The organism is Streptomyces sp. NPDC003032 (assembly GCF_053591415.1).
This window is the reverse complement of record NZ_JBSFTT010000006.1, coordinates 192,647-213,874: the sequence shown is the minus strand read 5'-3', so window position 1 is coordinate 213,874 and position 21,228 is coordinate 192,647. Positions and strand designations below refer to the sequence as shown.

17 protein-coding genes and 1 tRNA gene are annotated in these 21,228 nt (G+C 68.6%); 8 read left to right on the top strand and 10 right to left on the bottom strand.

Annotated features, from left to right (window positions below; translation table 11 throughout):
* The first annotated feature begins 2 nt into the window (after nucleotides 1-2).
* The 3 genes from ACWDZ7_RS11230 to ACWDZ7_RS11220 are packed head-to-tail and all read left to right on the top strand — an operon-like array spanning nucleotide 3 to nucleotide 3,388.
* Nucleotides 3-1,847 carry a branched-chain amino acid ABC transporter permease gene (locus ACWDZ7_RS11230; protein ID WP_451796416.1) on the top strand — a complete coding sequence of 615 codons (1,845 nt, stop codon included), beginning with the start codon at nucleotides 3-5 and terminating at the stop codon, nucleotides 1,845-1,847.
* A gap of 3 nt (nucleotides 1,848-1,850) precedes the next feature.
* A complete protein-coding gene (locus ACWDZ7_RS11225; protein ID WP_451519310.1) occupies nucleotides 1,851-2,672 on the top strand; it encodes an ABC transporter ATP-binding protein in 822 nt (273 codons plus the stop codon).
* Nucleotides 2,672-3,388, top strand: coding sequence for an ABC transporter ATP-binding protein (locus ACWDZ7_RS11220; RefSeq protein ID WP_451796415.1), 717 nt, complete (start codon nucleotides 2,672-2,674; stop codon nucleotides 3,386-3,388). The genes ACWDZ7_RS11225 and ACWDZ7_RS11220 overlap by 1 nt, the downstream gene beginning before the upstream one ends.
* Before the next feature lie 72 nt (nucleotides 3,389-3,460).
* Here the strand turns inward: ACWDZ7_RS11220 and ACWDZ7_RS11215 are convergent, their stop codons facing one another.
* Nucleotides 3,461-4,120 carry an ANTAR domain-containing response regulator gene (locus ACWDZ7_RS11215; protein WP_451519308.1) on the bottom strand — a complete coding sequence of 220 codons (660 nt, stop codon included), beginning with the start codon at nucleotides 4,118-4,120 and terminating at the stop codon, nucleotides 3,461-3,463.
* Between the two features lie 100 nt (nucleotides 4,121-4,220).
* On the opposite strand from ACWDZ7_RS11215, the gene ACWDZ7_RS11210 reads away from it, so the two are divergent.
* The 3 genes from ACWDZ7_RS11210 to ACWDZ7_RS11200 all read left to right on the top strand — a co-directional run bounded on the left by ACWDZ7_RS11210 (nucleotide 4,221) and on the right by ACWDZ7_RS11200 (nucleotide 7,237).
* Nucleotides 4,221-4,295 (top strand) — tRNA-Leu (locus ACWDZ7_RS11210).
* 107 nt (nucleotides 4,296-4,402) lie between these two features.
* Nucleotides 4,403-5,179, top strand: a complete 777-nt coding sequence (locus ACWDZ7_RS11205; protein ID WP_451796414.1) for a transcriptional regulator — start codon at nucleotides 4,403-4,405, stop codon at nucleotides 5,177-5,179.
* Between the two features lie 150 nt (nucleotides 5,180-5,329).
* Nucleotides 5,330-7,237, top strand: a complete 1,908-nt coding sequence (locus ACWDZ7_RS11200) for an alkyl/aryl-sulfatase (RefSeq protein ID WP_451796413.1) — start codon at nucleotides 5,330-5,332, stop codon at nucleotides 7,235-7,237.
* Nucleotides 7,238-7,255: 18 nt separating this feature from the next.
* Here the strand turns inward: ACWDZ7_RS11200 and pyk are convergent, their stop codons facing one another.
* Together pyk and ACWDZ7_RS11190 are read right to left on the bottom strand one after the other, a co-directional pair.
* Entirely contained in the window at nucleotides 7,256-8,692 is a 1,437-nt protein-coding gene (pyk, locus tag ACWDZ7_RS11195) for a pyruvate kinase (RefSeq protein WP_451796412.1), read from the bottom strand.
* Nucleotides 8,693-8,824: 132 nt separating this feature from the next.
* On the bottom strand, nucleotides 8,825-9,547 hold the full coding sequence (locus ACWDZ7_RS11190) for an SIMPL domain-containing protein (protein ID WP_451796411.1): 723 nt from the start codon (nucleotides 9,545-9,547) through the stop codon (nucleotides 8,825-8,827).
* Nucleotides 9,548-9,675: 128 nt separating this feature from the next.
* On the opposite strand from ACWDZ7_RS11190, the gene ACWDZ7_RS11185 reads away from it, so the two are divergent.
* Entirely contained in the window at nucleotides 9,676-11,478 is a 1,803-nt protein-coding gene (locus tag ACWDZ7_RS11185; protein WP_451796410.1) for a bifunctional metallophosphatase/5'-nucleotidase, read from the top strand.
* Between the two features lie 13 nt (nucleotides 11,479-11,491).
* Here ACWDZ7_RS11185 and ACWDZ7_RS11180 read toward each other — a convergent pair whose 3' ends face one another.
* Nucleotides 11,492-12,673: a GDSL-type esterase/lipase family protein gene (locus ACWDZ7_RS11180; protein ID WP_451796409.1), complete on the bottom strand. Its 1,182-nt coding sequence runs from the start codon at nucleotides 12,671-12,673 to the stop codon at nucleotides 11,492-11,494.
* A gap of 104 nt (nucleotides 12,674-12,777) precedes the next feature.
* Between ACWDZ7_RS11180 and ACWDZ7_RS11175 the strand changes: the two genes are divergently transcribed.
* On the top strand, nucleotides 12,778-13,188 hold the full coding sequence (locus tag ACWDZ7_RS11175; RefSeq protein ID WP_451796408.1) for a hypothetical protein: 411 nt from the start codon (nucleotides 12,778-12,780) through the stop codon (nucleotides 13,186-13,188).
* Here ACWDZ7_RS11175 and ACWDZ7_RS11170 read toward each other — a convergent pair.
* The 6 genes from ACWDZ7_RS11170 to ACWDZ7_RS11145 form a co-directional block, all read right to left on the bottom strand.
* Nucleotides 13,178-14,635: a lysine N(6)-hydroxylase/L-ornithine N(5)-oxygenase family protein gene (locus ACWDZ7_RS11170; protein WP_451796407.1), complete on the bottom strand. Its 1,458-nt coding sequence runs from the start codon at nucleotides 14,633-14,635 to the stop codon at nucleotides 13,178-13,180. The two genes, ACWDZ7_RS11175 and ACWDZ7_RS11170, sit on opposite strands and share 11 nt — an antisense overlap.
* A 54-nt stretch (nucleotides 14,636-14,689) precedes the next feature.
* Nucleotides 14,690-16,093, bottom strand: a complete 1,404-nt coding sequence (locus tag ACWDZ7_RS11165) for a pyridoxal phosphate-dependent decarboxylase family protein (RefSeq protein WP_451796406.1) — start codon at nucleotides 16,091-16,093, stop codon at nucleotides 14,690-14,692.
* Nucleotides 16,094-16,254: 161 nt separating this feature from the next.
* Nucleotides 16,255-17,109, bottom strand: a complete 855-nt coding sequence (locus tag ACWDZ7_RS11160; protein ID WP_451796405.1) for an NAD(P)H-binding protein — start codon at nucleotides 17,107-17,109, stop codon at nucleotides 16,255-16,257.
* Nucleotides 17,110-17,254: 145 nt separating this feature from the next.
* The gene (pepN, locus tag ACWDZ7_RS11155) at nucleotides 17,255-19,804 is read right to left on the bottom strand and encodes an aminopeptidase N (RefSeq protein ID WP_451796404.1); all 2,550 of its coding nucleotides are present in this window, start codon (nucleotides 19,802-19,804) and stop codon (nucleotides 17,255-17,257) included.
* 84 nt (nucleotides 19,805-19,888) lie between these two features.
* Nucleotides 19,889-20,233, bottom strand: coding sequence for a chorismate mutase (locus ACWDZ7_RS11150; RefSeq protein ID WP_451796403.1), 345 nt, complete (start codon nucleotides 20,231-20,233; stop codon nucleotides 19,889-19,891).
* A 28-nt stretch (nucleotides 20,234-20,261) separates the two neighbouring features.
* Entirely contained in the window at nucleotides 20,262-21,170 is a 909-nt protein-coding gene (locus ACWDZ7_RS11145; protein ID WP_451796402.1) for a helix-turn-helix domain-containing protein, read from the bottom strand.
* Nucleotides 21,171-21,228: the final 58 nt, after the last annotated feature.

Below are 21,228 nucleotides of genomic sequence, written 5' to 3'. Positions count from 1 at the left end.
CCATGACCACACACACCACAGCGGCCGACAACACCCGCCCGCACAAGGAAAACGCCCCCCAAGGCCTCCTCCCCATCCCCACCGGCCCCGCCCGCGCCATGGCCACCGGCGGCGGCGCACTCACCACCATCTCCGCCTTCCTCGCCTGGACCTGGACCGCCGCCTTCCCCGGCGACCTCACCGTCTACGGCTACCCCGGCGGCCTCCAATGGCTCGTCCTCATCACCGGCGCCCTCACCACACTCCTCGGCCTCGCCTCCTACGGCACCAAGGGCATACGAGCCATCGCACCCGGCAACGCCGACGCCGCCCTCAAATACGCGGCCCTCGCCGCCTTCGCCACCGCCTGGTACACAATCCTCGCGATCAGCACCAAACTCGGCGGACTCGCCAACCTCGAACCAGGCGGCTGGATCGCAGCCCTCGCCACCCTCACCGCCCTCACCGGCGCCCTCGCCCTACCCTTCCAACGGCCCCAGACCTACCCGGTCGACCCCGACGACACCGGCTGGGAACAGTACAAACACCGCCAACGCAACGCCCTCACCATCCTCAGAGGCGCCTTCACCGCCGAAGCACCCCCCACACCCCGCAAACTCCCCGACTACGCCGAAATCCTCGTCATCGTCGCCGCCCTCGCCACCGGCCTCCTCGTCTTCACCTACGGCATCGGCACCGAATACGACGAACTCTTCATCGGCTTCCTCATCTCCGTCGCCCTCGGCTTCGCCGCACTCTCCAAAGCCGGCCTCGTCGCCCAGATCTCCGTCTACACCGCACGCCACCGCAACATCACCCTCACCGGCGCCTTCCTCGCCGCAGCCGCCTTCCCCTTCACCCAGAACGACGACCAATACGCCACCATCGGCGTCTACATCCTCATCTTCGCCACCGTCGCCCTCGGCCTGAACATCGTCGTAGGACTCGCAGGACTCCTCGACCTCGGATACGTCGCCTTCCTCGGCGTCGGCGCCTACGCCGCATCCATGGTCTCCGGATCCCCCTCCTCACCCTTCGACATCCACCTCCCCTTCTGGGCCGCCATCCTCGTCGGCGCCGGAGCCTCCCTCATCTTCGGCGTCATCATCGGCGCCCCCACCCTGCGCCTGCGCGGCGACTACCTCGCCATCGTCACCCTCGGCTTCGGCGAAATCTTCCGCCTCGTCGCCATGAACAGCGACGGCGCCTCCGGACCCGACATCACCAACGGATCCAACGGCATCTCCTCCATCCCGAACCTGAAAATCTTCGGCTTCGACTTCGGGCTCGAACACAGCATCCTCGGCTTCACCATCGGCCGCTTCGCCAACTACTTCTTCCTCATGCTGCTCATCACCCTCGTCGTCGTCCTCGTCTTCCGACGCAGCGGCGACTCCCGCATCGGCCGCGCCTGGGTCGCCATCCGCGAAGACGAGACAGCAGCACTCGCCATGGGCATCAACGGCTTCCGCGTCAAACTCATCGCCTTCGCCCTCGGCGCCGCCCTCGCCGGACTCGCCGGCACCGTCCAAGCACACGTCACCTACACCGTGACACCCGAGCAGTACCAGTTCGCCAACACCGTCCCACCCAACTCCGCGTTCCTCCTCGCCGCCGTCGTCCTCGGCGGCATGGGCACCATCAGCGGACCCCTCGTCGGCGCCGCACTCCTCTACCTCATCCCCAACAAACTCGCCTTCCTCGGCGACTACCAGCTCTTCGCCTTCGGCCTCGCCCTCGTACTCCTCATGCGCTTCCGCCCCGAAGGCCTCATCCCCAACCGCCGCCGCCAACTCGAATTCCACGAAGCCGAACTCGACCCCGGCGAGACACCACCACCCACAGTCCTCAGCAAGACAGGGGCCTGACCCATGACCACCGACACCAACACAACCGGCCACGCCCCAGCCGCCCCCACAGGACAGACCGTCCTCGACGCCCGCGGCGTCACCATGCGCTTCGGCGGCCTCACCGCCGTACGATCCGTCGACCTCACCGTCAACAGCGGCGAAATCGTCGGCCTCATCGGCCCCAACGGCGCCGGCAAAACCACCTTCTTCAACTGCCTCACCGGCCTCTACAACCCCACAGAGGGCGAAGTCCGGTACAAAGGCACCATCCTGCCCGCCAAATCCTTCAAGGTCACCGCGGCCGGCATCGCCCGCACCTTCCAGAACATCCGCCTCTTCGCCAACATGACCGTCCTGGAAAACGTCCTCGTCGGCCGCCACACACGCACCAAGGAAGGCCTCTGGTCAGCCCTCCTCCGAGGCCCCGGCTTCCACAGGGCCGAAGCAGCGTCCAAAGCACGCGCCATGGAACTCCTGGAATTCGTCGGCCTCGCCGACAAAGCCGAACACCTCTCGCGGAACCTGCCCTACGGCGAACAACGCAAGCTGGAGATCGCACGCGCCCTCGCCAGCGAACCAGGACTGCTCCTCCTCGACGAACCCACCGCGGGCATGAACCCCCAAGAAACCCGCGCCACCGAAGAACTCGTCCTCGCCATCCGCGCCATGGGCATCGCCGTCCTCGTCATCGAGCACGACATGCGCTTCATCTTCAACCTCTGCGACCGCGTCGCCGTCCTCGTCCAGGGCGAGAAACTCGTCGAAGGATCCAGCGAAACGGTCCAGCAGGACGACCGCGTCATCGCCGCCTACCTCGGCGAACCCTTCGAGGAGAACAACTGATGACCGCACTCCTTGAGGTCGAGGACCTCCGCGTCGCCTACGGCAAGATCGAAGCCGTCAAAGGCATCTCCTTCACCGTCGAGGCCGGCAAAGTCGTCACCCTCATCGGCACCAACGGCGCAGGAAAAACCACCACACTCCGCACCCTGTCCGGACTGCTCAAACCAGTCGGCGGCACAATCAAATTCAACGGCAAAACCCTCCGGAAATACCGCGCCGACCAGATCGTGGCACTCGGCCTCGCCCACTCCCCCGAAGGCCGCCACATCTTCCCCCGCATGACCATCGAGAACAACCTCCGCCTCGGCGCCTACCTCCGCTCCGACAAAGCAGGCATCGAAAAAGACATCACCCGCGCCTACGAACTCTTCCCCATCCTCGGAGAACGCCGAAAGCAAGCCGCGGGCACCCTCTCCGGCGGCGAACAACAAATGCTCGCCATGGGCCGCGCCCTCATGTCCCAGCCCAAACTCCTCATGCTCGACGAACCCTCCATGGGCCTCTCACCGATCATGATGCAGAAAATCATGGCCACCATCGCCGAACTCAAAGCCGGCGGCACGACCATCCTCCTCGTCGAACAGAACGCCCAGGCCGCGCTCTCCCTCGCCGACGAAGGCCACGTCATGGAGGTCGGCAAGATCGTCCTCTCCGGCACGGGGGGTGACCTCCTCCACGACGAATCCGTGCGGAAGGCATACCTGGGCGAGGACTGACCCCGCCCTACGCGGAAGAGGCCCGCACCCCTGATCTCCGGGTGCGGGCCTCTCTGCGTACGCGTATCCGGGCTAGCCCTTCGCCGCCTTCTTCTCCTCGGCATCCTCGATGACCGCCTCCGCCACCTGCTGCATCGACAGCCGACGGTCCATCGACGTCTTCTGAATCCACCGGAACGCGGCGGGCTCCGTCAACCCGTACTCCGTCTGCAGGATCGACTTCGCGCGGTCCACCAGCTTCCGCGTCTCCAGACGCTGCGAGAGGTCCGCGACCTCCTTCTCCAGCGTCTTCAGCTCCGTGAACCGCGAGACGGCCATCTCGATCGCCGGGACGACGTCACTCTTGCTGAACGGCTTCACCAAGTACGCCATCGCGCCCGCGTCCCTCGCCCGCTCGACGAGGTCGCGCTGCGAGAACGCGGTCAGCATCAGCACCGGGGCGATGGACTCCTCGGCGATCTTCTCCGCCGCGGAGATGCCGTCCAGGACGGGCATCTTCACGTCCAGGATCACCAGGTCGGGCCGGTGCTCGCGGGCCAGCTCGACGGCCTTCTCACCGTCACCGGCCTCGCCTACGACGCTGTACCCCTCTTCTTCGAGCATCTCTTTGAGGTCGAGCCGGATCAGGGCCTCGTCCTCGGCGATGACGACGCGGGTCGTCAGCGGAGGCACGTGCGACTTGTCGTCGTCGGACACGTGGTCTGCGGGCTGGGGCGACTCGGGGGCGGTCACGGGGGCTCCTCGATCAGGGCAGGGGTACAGCTCCCAAGAGCCTACCCAGCTGCGGTATGGTGGTTGGGCAGCGGGTCGGGGGAAACCTTTGATTCGTCGGGCCCCGGTAGTCCAATTGGCAGCAGACGAAGGTCTCAAACACCTTACAGTGTGGGTTCGAGTCCCACCCGGGGCACTTTTCTTTCGATCCCAAGGTCACCGTTAGCAAGCGGATGTTCCCGTTCCCGTGAACATCCGCTTTTTGCTGCATACCGAGGCCCATTGCCCCGCAAAGTGGGGCGCATGTACGACATGGGCACGCGCAAGCGGGCACTGAACCTCATCAGCCAGGGCCGCAGCCTCAACTCCGTAAGCAAAGAAATCGGTGTCTCCAGGGCCGCCATTCGTTCCTGGAAAACCCGCATCGAACCACTCGGCTACGACCGTGCTCGTCCGTGCCCAAGGTGCCGTGACACTCCAAGCGAGCCTGACGATCCGGCCGCCTATTCGTACTTGCTGGGCCTCTATCTCGGCGACGGCTGTGTCAGCCTCCTGCGGCGGGGCGTCTACTCCCTCCGGATCGCGTGCGCCGACGACTGGCCCGGACTTATCGATGCCTGCGCCGACGCCATTCGGGCCGTACGCCCGGACAACAAGGTCTGCCGCGTCCAAAGTGTGGGCTGCCAGTACGTCACCTGCTGCAGCAAGCACTGGTCCTGCCTCTTCCCCCAGCATGGCCCTGGCAAAAAACACAACCGCAAGATCGCCCTGGACCCCTGGCAGCAAGAGATCGTCGACGCCCACCCCTGGGACTTCATCCGAGGGCTGATCCACTCCGACGGCTGCCGCGTCACCAACTGGACCACCCGCATGGTCGGCGGTGAACGCAAGCGCTACGAATACCCGAGGTACTTCTTCACCAACGTGTCCGACGACATCCGTCAGCTCTTCACCGACACCCTAGACCGGCTCGGCATCGACTGGAGGCACTGCACCCGCCACGGCAACCCCTACAACATCTCCGTCGCCCGCAAAGCCTCCGTCGCCCTCATGGACACCCACGTCGGCCCCAAGTACTGACCCCGCCCGCGCCCACGCAATAGGACGCGTCACTGCCCTCGGCCGCCCCCGCTGGGAGTCGCCCCAAATCGCGGGCGATTCATTGACCGCCCCGTACCCCGCTGCGATGTTCGGCCACGTCAGCCCACTTCATCGTCCGAAGAGGTACGTATGACTCCCCTGAACCGGCGCGGCTTCGTCGCCGCGGCCGCAGGTGCCGCCGCCGCGGCCGTCGCTCTCAGCCCCGAGACCGCTTCCGCCCTCTCCGGGGATGAGGGGAGGAACGAGGACAGGGGGGACTTCGAGAGCGCGGACCGGGGGTTCATCGCGGCGCTCGTGCCGGGTGTCGTGAGGAATGCCAAGGGGCAGGTCGTCTGGGACGCCGACGCGTACGGGTTCCTGGAGGGGGACGCTCCGAAGAGCGCCGACAAGAGCCTGTGGCGGCAGTCGCAGCTCGTGTCGAAGCAGGGGTTGTACAAGGTCGCCGACCGTATCTATCAGGTGCGCGGGCTCGATCTGTCGAACATGACCCTGGTCGAGGGCGATACCGGGGTCATCGTCATCGATCCGCTGATCTCCGCGGAGACCGCCGCTGCCGCGCTCAAGTTGTACCGCAAGCACCGGGGTCAGAGGAAAGTCACCGGGCTCGTCTATACACATCCGCACGTCGATCATTTCGGCGGTTGTCGCGGTGTTCTGCCGGATGGTGCCGGTGAGGTGCCGGTCCTGGCGCCGGACGGGTTCATGGAGCATGCCGTCTCGGAGAACGTGTACGCGGGTACGGCGATGCAGCGGCGTTCCGGGTACATGTATGGGGCGCAGTTGCCGAAGTCGCCGGTGGGGCAGATCGGTTGTGGGTTGGGGCAGACCGTGTCGTTGGGGTCGATCGGGTTGATTCCGCCGAGTCGGGACATCTCCAGGACGGGGCAGCGGGAGACGGTCGATGGTGTGGTGTTCGAGTTTCAGATGACGCCGGGGACCGAGGCGCCGGCGGAGATGAATTTTCTGCTGCCGGGTCTGCGGGCGGTCTGTATGGCGGAGAACGCGACGCACACGATGCACAACATCATTACGTTGCGTGGGGCGCAGGTGCGTGATGCGCGGCGGTGGGCGCGGTATTTGGATGAGTCGGTGGTGCTTTTCGATGGGAGGGTGGATGTGGCGTTCGCGTCGCATCATTGGCCGACGTGGGGTGGGGAGGCGATTGTCGAGTTGTTGGAGCAGCAGCGGGATCTGTATGCGTATATGCATGATCAGACGTTGCGGTTGATCAATGTGGGGTTGACGGGGCGGGAGATCGCGGAGGAGTTGGTGTTGCCGCCGGCGTTGGCGGGGGTGTGGGCGAATCGTGGGTATTACGGGTCGCTGAGCCATAATGTGAAGGGGATTTATCAGCGTTATATGGGATGGTTCGACGGGAATCCTGCGCATTTGTGGGAGCATCCGCCGGTGGCGGAGGCGAAGCGGTATGTGCGGGCGATGGGGGGCCGTTCGGCGACGATCGCGAAGGCGAAAGGCTTTGCGCGTGATGGTGATCTGCGGTTCGCGGCGACGTTGTTGAATCATGTCGTGTTCGCGGATCCGAAGTGCCGGGTCGCCAAGGCGGAGTTGGCGAGGGTTTATACGAGGTTGGGGCAGGGTTCGGAGAACGCGGTGTGGCGGAATTTCTATCTCACGGGTGCGATGGAGTTGCGTGAGGGTGTCGTCGATGCGCCGACGGCGGTGACGAGTGCGGACATGTTGGGGGCGTTGTCCGTGGATCAGTTGATTGATTCTGTGGCGGTTCGTATTGATGGGCCGAAGGCGTGGGATCTTGAGCTGCGGATGGATTGGAGTCTTCCGTCGCTCGGCAAGGTGTGGCATTTGACCGTGCGGCACGGGGTGCTGACGTATCGCAGTGACGAGAAGTCGGACCCGCGGGCTCGTCTCACGCTGACGATGACCAAGCCTCAGTTGCTGGCGATGCTGGGGGGTAAGGGGCTTGGTGGTATCGGGGTCGAGGGGGACGTGTCGCTGCTGTCGAGGCTTCTTGCTGTGGTGGGGAAGCCGGATCCGGACTTCCCCATCGTGACTCCGTAGGGCAGGAAAGCCCTGGCGTTATTGCGGGTCGTCGTCCTCGCCGATGTGGTGGATGCGTACGAGGTTGGTGGAGCCGGGGACTCCGGGGGGTGAGCCGGCGGTGATGACGACGATGTCGCCTTTTTGGCAGCGGCCGATTTTGAGGAGGAGTTCGTCGACCTGGTCGACCATGGCGTCGGTGGATTCGACGTGGGGGCCGAGGAGGGTTTCGACTCCCCAGGTGAGGTTGAGTTGTGAGCGGGTGGCGGTGTCGGGGGTGAAGGCGAGGAGGGGGATGGGTGAGCGGTAGCGGGAGAGGCGCCGTACGGTGTCGCCGGACTGGGTGAAGGCGACGAGGAATTTGGCGCCGAGGAAGTCGCCCATTTCGGCGGCGGCGCGGGCGACGGCGCCGCCTTGGGTGCGGGGTTTGCTGCGTTCGGTGAGGGGTGGGAGTCCCTTGGCGAGGATGTCTTCTTCTGCTGCTTCGACGATGCGGCCCATGGTGCGGACTGTTTCGATGGGGTATTTGCCGACGCTGGTTTCGCCGGAGAGCATGACGGCGTCGGTGCCGTCGATGACGGCGTTGGCGACGTCGGATGCTTCGGCGCGGGTGGGCCGGGAGTTGTCGATCATCGAGTCGAGCATTTGGGTGGCGACGATGACGGGTTTGGCGTTGCGTTTGGCGAGTTTGATGGCGCGCTTTTGGACGATGGGGACTTGTTCGAGGGGCATTTCGACGCCGAGGTCGCCGCGGGCGACCATGATGCCGTCGAAGGCGGCGACGATGTCTTCGATGTTGTCGACGGCTTGTGGTTTTTCGACTTTGGCGATGACGGGGAGGCGGTGGCCTTCTTCGTCCATGATGCGGTGGACGTCTTCGATGTCGCGTCCGCTGCGGACGAAGGACAGGGCGATGATGTCGCAGCCTGTGCGCAGGGCCCAGCGGAGGTCTTCTTCGTCCTTGTCGGAGAGGGCGGGGACGGAGACGGCGACGCCGGGGAGGTTGAGGCCTTTGTGGTCGGAGACCATGCCGCCTTCGACGACGGTGGTGGTGACGCGGGGGCCGTCGACGTCGGTGACTTCGAGGGTGACTTTGCCGTCGTCGACGAGGATGTGTTCGCCGGTGGTGACGTCTTGGGCGAGGCCGCTGTAGGTGGTGCCGCAGAGTTGGCGGTCGCCTTGGATGCCTTCTTCGACGGTGATGGTGAAGGTGTCGCCGCGTTCAAGGAGTACGGGGCCTTCGCTGAAGCGGCCGAGGCGGATCTTCGGGCCTTGAAGGTCGGCGAGGATGCCGACGCTGCGGCCGGTTTCTTCGGAGGCCTTGCGCACGCGCTGGTAGCGCTCCTCGTGGTCGGCGTGGGTGCCGTGGCTGAGGTTGAAGCGGGCTACGTCCATTCCGGCTTGGACCAGTGCCTTGATCTGGTCGTACGAGTCGGTGGCGGGTCCCAGGGTGCAGACGATTTTGGCTCGGCGCATGTTTCGACCCTAGGGCTTACCGGTCAGTAGAGAATTGGTCGGGCGTGACTACTCAACAACCTTTGCGTGAAGGGGGGTTGACAAGTGTTGAAGTGTGCGGGGCGCTGCTCCGATGAGCGGTTTCCGGGCCCGTCAGGTGTTCAATTCCGGGGGCACCATGGTGAATCGGGCGTTGACCTGGGCGTAGACGTGCTGGCGTTGTGGTTCGAGGTCGAGGGGGGCCGCTTCGGTGGCCATGTCGGCTGTTCCTCCGTAGGCGGCGGAGCGCATGGCGCCCGCGGGTGCGCTGTCGTAGCCGTAGGCGGGGCTGTTGTCCGCGCCGATGTCGGCGAGTTCGATGAGGGCGGCGAGGTGGGTGCCGAGTGCTTCGGCGTATTCGCGGGCGCGCTGTACGGCTTCGCGGACGGCGTGCCGGCGGGCCTGGCTGTGGGTGGGTGAGTCGGGGCGCAGGGCCCACCAGGGTCCTTCGACGCGGGTGAGGTCGTGGTCGGCGAGGCAGGTGGTGAGTTCGCCGAGTGCGGTGAAGTCGGTGAGTTCGGCGGTGACGTGGACGCGGCCGTGGTAGGCGCGGACGCGTTCGCCGCGGCCGTGTTTGGTGAGTTCGGGGCTGATGGAGAAGGTGCCGGTCTCCAGTTTCTCGACGGCGTCGCCGTAGGTCTTGATGAGGTCGAGGATGGTGGTGTTGCGGCGGGTGAGGTCGTTGAGGGCGTCGCGTCGGTCGGTGCCGCGGGCGGTGATGGTGATGCCGATGCGGGCGATCTCGGGGTCGACTTCGAGGTGTGCTTCGCCGCGGACGGCGACGCGGGGGGCGTCGGGGGTTCCGTGGGGGCTGTGCGGGGTGGGGGTGGTGTCCATGGGGCCACTCTGGCAGCAGGCGGGGGCGGCTGACAGTCATCGGATCGAAACCTGTGGGGTCTGTTGCGGGTGTGGTGTCGGGGGTCAGAATCTACGCGCGTTACTACGGTCGACCGAGGAGTACAGAAATGCCGCTGAACCGCAGGAAGTTCCTGGGCACGTCCGCCGCCACCGGCGTCGGCGTGGCCCTCACGGGTGGGGCTGTGGCGCCGGCCGCGGCCGAGGCGAAGGGCAGGCCCGGCCGGCGGGAGAAGCGGTACTCGTTCACCGTCCTCGGCACGACGGACCTGCACGGCAATGTCTTCAACTGGGACTACTTCACGGACAAGGAGTTCGACGACAAGGACCACAACGACGTGGGCCTGGCGAAGATCTCCACGCTGGTGAACGAGGTCCGTGAGGAGAAGGGCCGCCGGAACACGCTGCTCATCGACGCGGGCGACACCATTCAGGGCACGCAGCTGTCGTACTACTACGCCAAGGTGGACCCGATCACCGCCGAGCGCGGTCCGGTGCATCCGATGGCGCAGGCGATGAACGCGATCGGGTACGACGCGGCGGCGCTCGGCAATCACGAGTTCAATTACGGCATTCCGGTGCTGCGGAAGTTCGAGGAGCAGTGTGACTTCCCGCTTCTGGGGGCCAATGCGCTGGACGCGAAGACGCAGCGGCCGGCCTTTCCTCCGTACTTCATGAAGCGTCTGCGCACTCCGCACGGCCGGGATGTGAAGGTGGCGGTGCTGGGACTGACCAATCCGGGCATCGCGATATGGGACAAGGCGAATGTTCAGGGCAGGATGACGTTTCCGGGTCTTGAGGAGCAGGCCGCGAAGTGGGTGCCGAAGCTGCGTTCGATGGGTGCGGATGTCGTCATCGTGTCGGCGCACTCCGGTTCCAGTGGCACGTCGTCGTACGGTGATCAGCTGCCGTACGTGGAGAACGCGGCGGGTCTGGTGGCCGAGCAGGTGCCGGGGATCGACGCGATCCTGGTGGGGCACGCGCACACGGAGATTCCCGAGTACTTCGTGGAGAACAAGGCGACCGGCAAGAAGGTCGTGCTGTCGGAGCCGCTGAAGTGGGGGCAGCGTCTGACTCTGTTCGACTTCGACCTGGTGTGGGTGAAGGGCCGCTGGTCGGTGGAGAAGGTCGGCGCGAAGGTCCTGAACTCCAATACGGCGGTCGAGGACAAGTTGGTCACGAGGCTGCTGGCCGACGAGCACGAGAAGGTCGTCGCTTACGTCAATCAGGTCATCGGTACGTCGAAGGCGGCGATGAGCACGGCCGAAGGCCCGTACAAGGATGTCGCGATCATCGACCTGATCAACCAGGTGCAGAAGGAGACGGTGGCCGAGGCTCTGAAGGGTGGCGCGTACGCGGCGCTGCCGGTGCTGTCGCAGGCGTCGTGTTTCTCGCGGACGGCGCAGATCCCGGCGGGCGATGTGACGATCAGGGACGCGGCGGGCCTCTATCCGTTCGAGAACACGCTGGAGGCGCGGCTGCTCACGGGCGCGCAGCTGAAGGAGTACCTGGAGTTCTCGGCGCGCTACTACGTGCGGACGCCGGCGGGTGCTCCGGTGGACCCGGCGAAGCTGACGAACGCCGAGAAGATCCCGGATTACAACTACGACGCCGTGTACGGGGTGACGTACGAGATCGATATCGCGAAGCCCGTGGGGTCGCGTGTCGTGAAGCTGTCCTTCGGGGGCGCGGAGATCGATCCGAAGGCCGAGTTCGTGCTCGCGGTGAACAATTACCGGGCGAGCGGTGGCGGCAATTTCCCGCATATCGCGGGTGCCAAGCAGCTGTGGGCGAATTCGGAGGAGATCCGGAACACGATCATCGGCTGGGTGAAGGCGAAGGGGACGATCGACCCGGGTCAGTTCGCGTCGGTGGACTGGAGGCTGACCCGGGACGGTACGCCGGTGTTCTAGCTCCGGACACGGCCTACAGCTTCAGGCTCGCGAGGTCGACGGTGTCGGCGAGGGCCTGGGCGCCGGCGTCGTTGACGTGCAGGCCGTCGCCGCTGTCGTAGTCGTCGCGGATCCGGTCGGGGTCGGCGGGGTCCGCGACGGCGGCGGCGAAGTCGGCGTAGGCGTCGAAGGGGCTGTCGGTGCCGCGGATCCAGTCGTTGACCTCGCGGGCGACGGCGATGCCTTCGGGGGTGGCGTAGCCCTCGAAGACGGTGTCCTTGTAGGGGCCGACGGTGGTGCTGATCGCGGTGAGGCCCGCGGCGTGGATGCGGTCGGCGAGTGCGGTGAGGCCGGCGATGAGGTCGGCGGCGGTGGGGATGGGTGCGGGGTCGGGGTAGGCCTCCTGGCCGGGGATGCCGAGGTCGTTGAGGCCGAAGTGGATCAGTACGTGGGTGACGCCGGGTATGTCGAGGGCTTCGCGGTCCAGGCGGGCGAGGGCGTGTTCGCCGACCTCGTCGGTGAGGAGGCGGTTGGCGGACAGTCCTTGGTTGACGACCCAGCCGTTGCTGCCGGCGTCGCGCAGGCGCTGGTTGAGCAGGTCGGGGAAGCGGCGGTCGGTGTCGGTCGTGGTGCCGGTGCCCTCGAACCAGGAGTCTCCGAAGGCGACGGCGATGCGGGTGCCCGCGGGGGTGAGGACGTCGGCGCCGCTGATGAAGTGGCGGGTGGCGAGTTCCTCCAGCGCTTCGGCTCCGTCGAGGGTGGGTGCGGTGAGGGCGTTGCCGGGGACGGCGTAGCCGGTGCGCAGGGGGACGGCGGAGTAGGTGGCGAGGCCGGTGTCGTCGGGGAGCCAGAGGGTGAGGGCGAGTTCGTCGCCGGCGGCCACGGCGCGTTCGACGGGGTCGCTGATGATCTCCTCGCCGACGGGGATGGTGAAGTCTTCGGCGCCGTCGAAGCGGAGCGGGGTGTCGCTGCCGGCTTCGATGCTGCTTCCTTCGGTGCGTCTGGCGAGGCGGGCGCCGCCGATGTGGAGGGGTTCCTTGCCGTAGCGGTTGGTGAGGCGGATGCGGAGGGCGCTGCCGCCGCCGTCGAGGCGGATGATCTGGCGGAGGGTCTGGGCGGAGAAGGAGCGGAGTTCGAAGAGGTCGATGCTCTCGTGGGGGCTGACGAGGGCGGAGCGGAAGGCTGCGGTCCAGGAGGCCGTGGTTTCGGTGGTCATGATCGTCTGAACAGGGCGGGCGGGGCCGGTATTTCGTCGGGCGGCGATTTTCGGGCGGGAATATTCGGCGGCGCGGCCGCGCTTGGCGGCGGACAATTCCGTTCATGAATACCGAACTTGCCGCCGTGTTCGACCCGGTGCTCCGTGATCTGTTGGCCACGTGTGCGGTGCGCCCCGTTGTCCGGGAGGAGCGGGATGACCAGGTCGGGGAGCTGGTCATGCTGTACGGGCCGGATGGTTCGGGTGCGGGGCTCGTCGCGCGTGTCGGTGCGGGTGTGGCCGAGCGGATGGCGGACTTCGCGGATCAGGCTCAGGACTGGGCGGTCGAGGCGCTGTGTGCGGAGTCGCGGCCCGCCGTGTGGCCGGAGTGTCCCGCGCACCCCGACTCGCATCCGTTGGCGGCCGGGGTGGTGGAGGGGGTGAAGGGCGTGGAGGGGCTCGCGGTGTGGTCGTGTCCGCGGTCCGGGCGTGTGGTGGCGCCGGTCGGTGAGCTGGGCGGGCCGGTCAGTTCTTGAGGCGTACGAGGTTTGCGCGCTGTTCGCCGATGAGGCCGGTGGTGCTGGTGTGCCGTTCGGAGGTCTGGAGGCCGAAGCTGGTGAACGCGGTGCGCTGGGGCAGGACGTAAGGGGTTCTGCCGGTGAGGGAGTTGAGGATGGTGGCGCTGCGCCAGGCGGCGAGGCCGAGGTCGGGGGCGCCGACGCCGTGGGTGTGGCGTTCCGCGTTCTGTACGTAGACGTTGCTGTCGGTGGCGGCGATGGAGGGGTCGAGGACGAGGCGGTACTGCTCGTCGACGCGGGGCCGGGCGGAGGAGTCCTTGCGGATGTAGGGGTCGAGGCCGGCGAGGAGGTGGTCGACGGGCCGTTCGCGGTAGCCGGTGGCGAGGACGACGGCGTCGGTGACGAGGCGGGAGCGGGTGCCTTGCTGGAGGTGTTCGAGGTGCAGTTCGACGCGGGTGGTGGCGACGCGTCCCGCGGTGCGTACGCAGACGCCGGGGGTGAGGATGGCGTCGGGCCAGCCGCCGTGCAGGGAGCGCTGGTAGAGCTCGTCGTGGATGGCGGAGATGGTGTCGGCGTCGATGCCCTTGTGGAGCTGCCACTGCTGCGGGACGAGGCCGTCGCGGACGGCTTCGGGCAGGGCGTGGAAGTAGCGGGTGTAGTCGGGGGTGAAGTGTTCGAGGCCCAGCTTGGAGTACTCCATGGGGGCGAACGCCTCGGTGCGGGCGAGCCAGTGGATCCTCTCGTGTCCGGCGGGGCGGGCGCGCAGCAGGTCGAGGAAGATCTCGGCGCCGGACTGTCCTGAGCCGATGACGGTGATGTGTTCGGCGGTGAGCAGCGCTTCGCGGTGGTCGAGGTAGTCCGCGGAGTGGATGACGGGGACGGTGGGGGCTTCGGCGAGGGGCCTGAGGGGTCCGGGGACGTAGGGGGCGGTGCCGACGCCGAGGGCGATGTTCTTGGTGTAGGTGCGGCCGAGGGCTTCGGCTTCGCCGTCGGTGTCGAGGTGGGTGTAGTCGACTTCGAAGAGGTCGCGTTCGGGGTTCCAGCGCACGGCGTCGACCTGGTGGCCGAAGTGGAGTCCGGTGAGGTTCTCGCTGACCCAGCGGCAGTAGGCGTCGTACTCGGCGCGCTGGATGTGGAAGCGCTCGGCGAAGTAGAAGGGGAAGAGGCGCTCGCGGGCCTTGAGGTAGCTGAGGAAGGACCAGGGGCTCGCGGGGTCGGCGAGGGTGACGAGGTCGGCGAGGAAGGGCACTTGGAGGGTGGTGCCGTCGATGAGGAGGCCGGGGTGCCATTGGAACTCGCGGCGCTGTTCGAAGAAGACGGTGTCGAGTTCGCCGAGGGGCTGGGCGAGGGCGGCGAGGGAGAGGTTGAACGGGCCGATGCCGATGCCGACGAGGTCGCGGGGGTCTTCGGGGGTGGTGAGCGGCTGGGGGTGGGGGGTTGGGTGGTGGCCGGGTGTGTCGGGCATGCGGGGGTGGTCCTTCCTGGGGGTGGTGAGGGGGGCGTCCGTCGTGTCGGGGAGTCACGACGGACGTATGACGGACTTCTCCGCGATGAGTCCGAGGAGCGCGGTGAGGTCGTCGGGCCGGGTGTGCGGGTTGAGGAGGGTGACCTTGAGCCATCTGCGGCCGTCGAGGTCGGCGCGGCCGAGTACGGCGGTGCCTTCGGTGAGCAGTCGCCGTCGTACGTGGGCGATGTGGGTGTCGTCGGCGTCGGCGGGCCGGAACAGGACGGTGCTGATGGTGGGCGCGTCGTAGAGCTCGAAGCGGGGGTCGGCTTCGACCAGGCCTGCGAACCGTCCCGCCGTCTCGCAGACTTGGTCGACCAGCGCGCCGAGTCCTTGTCGGCCGAGGGCTTTGAGGGTGACGGCGATCTTGAGTACGTCGGGGCGTCGCGTGGTGCGCAGGGAGCGGCCGAGGAGGTCGGGCAGGCCGGCGTCGGTGTCGTCGTCGGCGTTGAGGTAGTCGGCGCGGTGGGTGAGGGCGGCGAGGTCGTGGGGGTCGCGGACGGCGAGGAGGCCGGCCGCGGCGGGCTGCCAGCCGAGTTTGTGCAGGTCGAGGGTGACGGTGTCGGCGCGGTCGATGCCGCGCAGGAGTTTCCTGCGTACGTCGCTGAAGAGGAGCCCCGCGCCGTATGCGGCGTCGATGTGGAGTCGGGCGCCGTGGGTGGCGCAGAGGGCGGCGATGTCGTCGAGGGGGTCGATGAGTCCGGCGTCGGTGGTTCCCGCTGTGGCGGCGACGAGCAGTGCGCCTTGGGGGCCTTGCGGGCCGCCGAGTTCGGTGAGGGCCTTGTCGAGGGCCGGGGGGTCGAGGGTGCCGGTGGGGGTGGGCACGGTGACCGGGGCGGGCAGGCCGAGGAGCCAGGCGGCGCGGGCCAGGGAGTGGTGGGCGTTCGCGCCGACGACGAGGCGGACGGGGCCTTGGGTGGTGGGGGTCTCGCGGGCGAGGAGCAGGGCGAGCTGGTTGGACTCGGTGCCGCCGGTGGTGATGAGGGCGTCCGCGTCGGCGTGGATCTCGGCGGCGATCGCGCGGGTGACGAGGGTTTCGAGCGCGGAGGCGGCGGGTGCCTGGTCCCAGGAGTCCATGGAGGGGTTGAGCGCGGAGGCGGCCAGGTCGGCGGCGGCCGCGACGGCGAGCGGCGGGCAGTGCAGATGGGCGGCGCACAGCGGGTCTGCGGGGTCGGCGGCGCCTTCGGTGAGGGTGTGGACGAGGGTGCGCAGAGCCGCTTCGGGGCCCGCGCCGCGCTCGGGCAGGACGGGCTCGGCGGCGGTGCGGACCCGGTCGGTGACGGCTTGGGGGCCGCCGGCGGGGAGGGGGCCGCCGCGGGCGGCGGCCCCCGTGCTCAGGGCGTCGAGCGTGGCCGCGAGCAACGGCCGCAGGGCGTCGGGGCCGTGGGTGCCTCCGGCGAGGGGCGGCGGGGTGCTCATGGGGTGTCCTTCGGGTGTGCGTGTACAGGGACACCAGCCTGTACGCCACATGAGCGGCGTGCCCGAATACTTCGGCGATCCGAACCCGAAAGTGGTACTGCCGTGCGGTGAAAACGTGTCGGTGCGGCGCGGGGTGCTAGGCGCCGCGTGGGCCCTGCGGTTCAGGGGCGGAAGTCGTCCTTGTGGTCGTGTGCCCACTGCGCGAACGTGCGGGCCGGTTCGCCGGTGACGTCCTGGACGGTGGTGGTGATCTCCGGTTCGACGCCGACGGCTTCGGCGAATGAGGCGAGGATGGCGGGGAGCATCTGCGGCGGGACGTGCGGGAAGAGTTCGGGGCCGACTTCCTCGGGCGGTACGTCGATGAAGCGCAGCGTGCGGCCGAGGGCGGCGCCGATGGCGTGTATCTGCTCCTCGGTGGTGGCGGCTTCGGGCCCGGTGAGGCGGTGGACGGCGCCGTCGTGTCCGTCGTCGAGGAGGGTGCGGGCGGCGACGGCGGCGATGTCGGCCTCGTGGATGGGGGCGGTGACGGCTCCGGGGAAGGGGCCGCGGACGGTGTCGCCGACGCGGATCTGGGGTGCCCACTGGAGGGAGTTGGTGGCGAAGGCGTTGGGGCGCAGGAAGGTCCGGCCGAGGCCGCTCTCCGTCACACGTGCTTCGAGCTCGGCGTGTGCGATGTGGATGGGATGGCTGGTGTCGGCGCCGTCCTCGATGATGCCGGACGAGAGGACGGTGACGTGGCGGACGCCGCCGGCGCGGGCGGCTTCGAGCAGCGCGGTGGTGTGTGCGCCGGCGGCCTGGAGGTGCAGGAAGAGACCTGTGGCGCCGTCGAACAGCGGGGTGAGGTCGGTGGGTTCGGGCCGGTCGCCGGAGAGGTCGAGGCGGGCGACCTGGGCGGTGGCGGGGAGGCCGGCTCGCTCCGGGGCGCGGGTGAGGGCGCGTACGGGGGCTTGTTCGGCGGTGAGCTGGGCGACGAGGGCGCGGCCCACGTTTCCGGTGGCTCCGGTCACGACGATCACGGGGGGCTCCTTCTGGTCCTGGTGGCGGCCGTACCGGCGGGCCCGGCCGGGCTGTTGTTCGAGCCTAGGCCGGTCGCGCCGGGTGCCGGATCGTCGTTTGGGACCAGGGGGCGTAGGCCTGGGGACCTACGCCCGCAGACCTGCGTCAGCCCTTGTCCGCTCCTTGGCGGACGCGCAAGGCCCGTGCGAGGTCGTCGAGTTGGTCGGTGAACCTGCGGCGCAGGGCGGGGATCGGGTCGGCGTCGCGCAGGCAGCGTTCGCCGAGCCGGAGCGTGTCGGCGTCGACGAAGGGGGCGGGGAAGGCCCATTGGCCCACGACGTCGGCGATGGCGGGGCCGCGTCGGGCGGCGACGGCGACGGCGTCTTCGTAGTAGCGGGGGATGTACTCCTGGACGAGGTCGGCCTGTTCGGGCTGCCAGAAGCCTTGCGCGGTGGCCTTGAGGAGGTAGTTGGACAGCTCGTCGGAGGTGAACATCGCCTCCCAGGCGCTCCTCTTGGCGGCGGCGTCGGGCAGCGCGGCCCGGCAGCGGGCGGCGCCTTCCTGGCCGGCGGCGCTGGGGTCCCTGGCCAGTTCGGCGGCGATGGTGGCTTCGTCGGTCGCGTCGAGGACGGCGAGCCGGGCGAGGACGCGCCAGCGCAGTTCCGGGTCGAGTTCGGGGCCGCCGGGCACGGTGCCTTCGGTGAGCCAGGCCTGGAGGGGCGCGGCCTGGGTGGCGACGTCGATGGCGCTGCGGACGGCGGTGAGGCGTAGGCCGGGGTGGGAGCCGTCCTCGGTGCGCCGGATCAGGTCGCGGCAGAGTTCGCCGAGGGTGGCGAGGGCGGCGGGCCGTTCCCCTGGGCCGGTGAAGCGGCCTGCGATGTGGGCGGTGGCGAAGGTGAGGACGCCTTGGACGATGGCGAGGTCGGGCTCCTCGGGGAGGTGGGCGAGGGCCGTGGCGAGGTAGGAGCCGGTGTCGAGTTCGCCGTCGCGGACCATGTCGCGCAGACTGTTCCACAGGACGGCGCGGGTCAGCGCGTCGGGGACGCCGGAGATGGCGCGCAGCGCGGTCTCCTGGGAGATGTCGTCGAGGCGGATCTTGGCGTAGGTGAGGTCCTGGTCGTTGGGGACGATCAGGGCGGGGCGGCCGCCGTCGCGTGGCGTGACGGGTTCGGGTGCGGGTGCGGGTTCGGTGGAGGGGATGTCGGTTTCGTAGCGCTCGCGCAGGACGAGGCCGCGGCCGCCGGAGGGGTCGCGGTCGTAGACGCCGACGGCGACGCGGTGGGGGCGGCCGTCTCCGTGGGTGTCCGTGTCGCGGTCGAGGGTGAGGGTCCACTCGCGTCCGGCGTGGACGACCTTCGAGGTGAGGGTGTCGACGCCGGTGGTGCGCAGCCAGGCCTCGGCCCAGGCGTGGACGTCGCGGTCGGTGGCGTGGGCGAGGGAGTCGATGAAGTCGGCGAGGGTGGCGTTGGCGAACTTGTGCCGTGCGAAGTGGGTGTTGATGCCGGCGAGGAAGTCCTTCTCGCCGAGCCAGGCGACGAGCTGGCGCAGGGCGCTGGCTCCCTTGGCGTAGGAGATGCCGTCGAAGTTGAGCATCGCGGACGCGGTGTCGGGCACGGCGTCGGGGGCGGGGGCGACGGGGTGGGTGGAGGGGCGTTGGTCGGCGTCGTATCCCCAGGATTTGCGGGCGACGGCGAAGTCGGTCCACGGGTCCTTGAAGCGGGTGGCTTCGGCGGTGGTCTGGAAGCCCATGTACTCGGCGAACGACTCGTTGAGCCAGATGTCGTCCCACCAGGTGAGGGTGACGAGGTCGCCGAACCACATGTGGGCCATCTCGTGGGCGATGACCATGGCGCGGGTCTGGCGTTCGGTGTCGGTGACGGCGGAGCGGTAGATGAACTCGTCGCGGAAGGTGACGAGGCCGGGGTTCTCCATGGCGCCCGCGTTGAACTCGGGGACGAACGCCTGGTCGTAGGAGTCGAAGGGGTAGGGCTCCTCGAACTTCTCGTGGTAGCGGTCGAAGCAGGCACGTGTGATGTCGAGGATCTCGTCGGCGTCGGCGTCCATGAAGGGCGCGAGCGAGCGGCGGCAGTGGATGCCGAAGGGCAGTCCGCGGTGTTCGGTCCGTACGGAGTGGTAGGGGCCGGCGGCGACGGCGACGAGGTAGGTGGGGATGAGCGGGGTGGCGGCGGCCCGCCAGGTGCCGCCGCCGAGGTGTTCGGTGACGCCGTTGGCGAGGACGGTCCAGGCTTTGGGGGCGGTGACGGTCAGCTCGAAGACGGCCTTGAGGTCGGGCTGGTCGAAGGCGGCGAAGACGCGCTGGACGTCTTCCATGAACAGCTGCGTGTACGTGTACGTCTCGCCGTCGCCGGGGTCGGTGAAGCGGTGCATGCCCTCGCCCGTGCGGGAGTAGCGCATCGCGGCGTCGACGCGCAGTTCGTGCTCGCCCGCGGTGAGCCCGTGGAGCGCGAGCCGGTTGTCGAGGAGGCCCGCGGGGTCGAGGGGCTGTCCGTCGAGGGTGGCGGAGCGCAGTTCGGCGGGCTTGAGCTCGACGAAGGTGGCGCCGTCGGTGCGGGCGCTGAACCGGATGACGGTACGCGAGTCGAAGGTCTCGCCGGCGGGATCGGCCGCCTGGGTCAGGTCGAGCTCGACGGTGTACCGGTGGACATCGATGAGCTGGGCTCGGGTCTGCGCTTCGTCGCGCGTCAGTACGGGCATGGGCCCATGCTGCCCGATGGCGCGGGCCGCGGTGTAGGACGCGGGTCTCCGCGCCACGTGCGCCGCCTTTCCCGGGGGGCGGCGCTAGGAGGACTTGGCGATCGTCTCGTGGTGGCGGATGACCTCGGCGATGATGAAGTTGAGCAGCTTCTCGGCGAAGGCGGGGTCGAGTTTCGCGTTCTCGGCGAGTTCGCGCAGGCGGGCGATCTGGCGGGACTCGCGGGCCGGGTCGGCGGGTGGCAGGTGGTGGTTGGCCTTGAGGTGGCCGACCTGCTGGGTGCACTTGAAGCGTTCGGCGAGCATGTGGACCACGGCGGCGTCGATGTTGTCGATGCTGTCGCGCAGACGGGACAGCTCGGCGCGCACGGCCTCGTCCGCGCCGCCGGGGGTGGGCGCGCTGTTCGCGTCACTGGTGTGGCTGGTGTTCATGGGCCACGAGCCTACGTTGCCGGTCGGGTCACGTTGCCGGACCGGTGCCGCCCGTGGTGGAGGAGCGCAGCATCGGCGGGTGGTCGGGGTCCGGTATCTGCTGTGACCAGCCGCCGGGGACGGCGCGGCCCTGCTGTTCGCGGAAGCGGACGGGGGCCGTGCCGACGCGGCGGGTGAAGAGGCGAGAGAAGTACGCCGGGTCGTCGTAGCCGACCCGGCGGGCGACGGCGGCGACGGGCAGTTCGGTGGCGGCGAGGAGTTCCTTGGCGCGGCCGAGGCGGATGCCGAGGAGGTAGTCCTTGGGGCTGCAGCCGGCGCCGCGTCGTACGGCGGTGCGCAGTTCGGCGGGTGTCATGCCGTGGCGGGCGGCGTGTTCGGCGACGGACAGGGGCTGGAAGGCGTCGCGGGCGAGGGCCTGGAGGACGGGGTCGCCGTCGGGGGCGATGTCGGCGCGGGCGCGGCGCAGGGCGACGAGGAGTTCGTGGACGGCGGCGCCGGTCTCGACTTCGAGGAGGGGGTTGCCGCGGCGGGCGGCGCGGGCGATGCGGCCGACGGCGGCGCGGGCGCCCGCCGCGTCGGAGAGCGGTACGACGGGGCGGGTGGGTTCGATGTAGCCGAGTTCGGTGTACGTGGTGGTGGCGGGGCCGGTGAAGTCGACGAAGCATTCGTCCCAGCCGGTGTCGGGGTCGGGCCCGTAGTGGTGGCGTACGCCGGGGGTGAGCCAGATCAGGGCGGGCGCGGTCACTGTCGTACGCCGTCCGTCGGGGCCACGGAACCAGCCGCCGCCCGCGCTGATGACGACGGCGACGTGGTGGTCGAGGGTGCGGGGGCCGACGGTCGGCAGGAGGCCGTGCTGGAGGCCGACGCCGAGGCAGGCCAGGCCGAGCCGGTGGTGGGCCGGGCTGGGAGTGAAATACCGCATCCACGTGTGGTACATCCGCGTGCCCCTTCCGGTGCGGGTTCCCGTGCGGGCCGGGTTCAGGACCGCTCGCTGC

Excerpts from the sequence above, each read along its gene's own strand:
- ACWDZ7_RS11230 (WP_451796416.1), top strand. The coding sequence starts at position 3 with ATGACCACACACACCACAGCGGCCGACAACACCCGCCCGCACAAGGAA.
- ACWDZ7_RS11225 (WP_451519310.1), top strand. The coding sequence starts at position 1,851 with ATGACCACCGACACCAACACAACCGGCCACGCCCCAGCCGCCCCCACA.
- ACWDZ7_RS11220 (WP_451796415.1), top strand. The coding sequence starts at position 2,672 with ATGACCGCACTCCTTGAGGTCGAGGACCTCCGCGTCGCCTACGGCAAG.
- ACWDZ7_RS11205 (WP_451796414.1), top strand. The coding sequence starts at position 4,403 with ATGTACGACATGGGCACGCGCAAGCGGGCACTGAACCTCATCAGCCAG.
- ACWDZ7_RS11200 (WP_451796413.1), top strand. The coding sequence starts at position 5,330 with ATGACTCCCCTGAACCGGCGCGGCTTCGTCGCCGCGGCCGCAGGTGCC.
- pyk (WP_451796412.1), bottom strand. The coding sequence starts at position 8,692 with ATGCGCCGAGCCAAAATCGTCTGCACCCTGGGACCCGCCACCGACTCG.
- ACWDZ7_RS11190 (WP_451796411.1), bottom strand. The coding sequence starts at position 9,547 with ATGGACACCACCCCCACCCCGCACAGCCCCCACGGAACCCCCGACGCC.
- ACWDZ7_RS11185 (WP_451796410.1), top strand. The coding sequence starts at position 9,676 with ATGCCGCTGAACCGCAGGAAGTTCCTGGGCACGTCCGCCGCCACCGGC.
- ACWDZ7_RS11180 (WP_451796409.1), bottom strand. The coding sequence starts at position 12,673 with ATGACCACCGAAACCACGGCCTCCTGGACCGCAGCCTTCCGCTCCGCC.
- ACWDZ7_RS11175 (WP_451796408.1), top strand. The coding sequence starts at position 12,778 with ATGAATACCGAACTTGCCGCCGTGTTCGACCCGGTGCTCCGTGATCTG.
- ACWDZ7_RS11170 (WP_451796407.1), bottom strand. The coding sequence starts at position 14,635 with ATGCCCGACACACCCGGCCACCACCCAACCCCCCACCCCCAGCCGCTC.
- ACWDZ7_RS11165 (WP_451796406.1), bottom strand. The coding sequence starts at position 16,093 with ATGAGCACCCCGCCGCCCCTCGCCGGAGGCACCCACGGCCCCGACGCC.
- pepN (WP_451796404.1), bottom strand. The coding sequence starts at position 19,804 with ATGCCCGTACTGACGCGCGACGAAGCGCAGACCCGAGCCCAGCTCATC.
- ACWDZ7_RS11150 (WP_451796403.1), bottom strand. The coding sequence starts at position 20,233 with ATGAACACCAGCCACACCAGTGACGCGAACAGCGCGCCCACCCCCGGC.
- ACWDZ7_RS11145 (WP_451796402.1), bottom strand. The coding sequence starts at position 21,170 with ATGTACCACACGTGGATGCGGTATTTCACTCCCAGCCCGGCCCACCAC.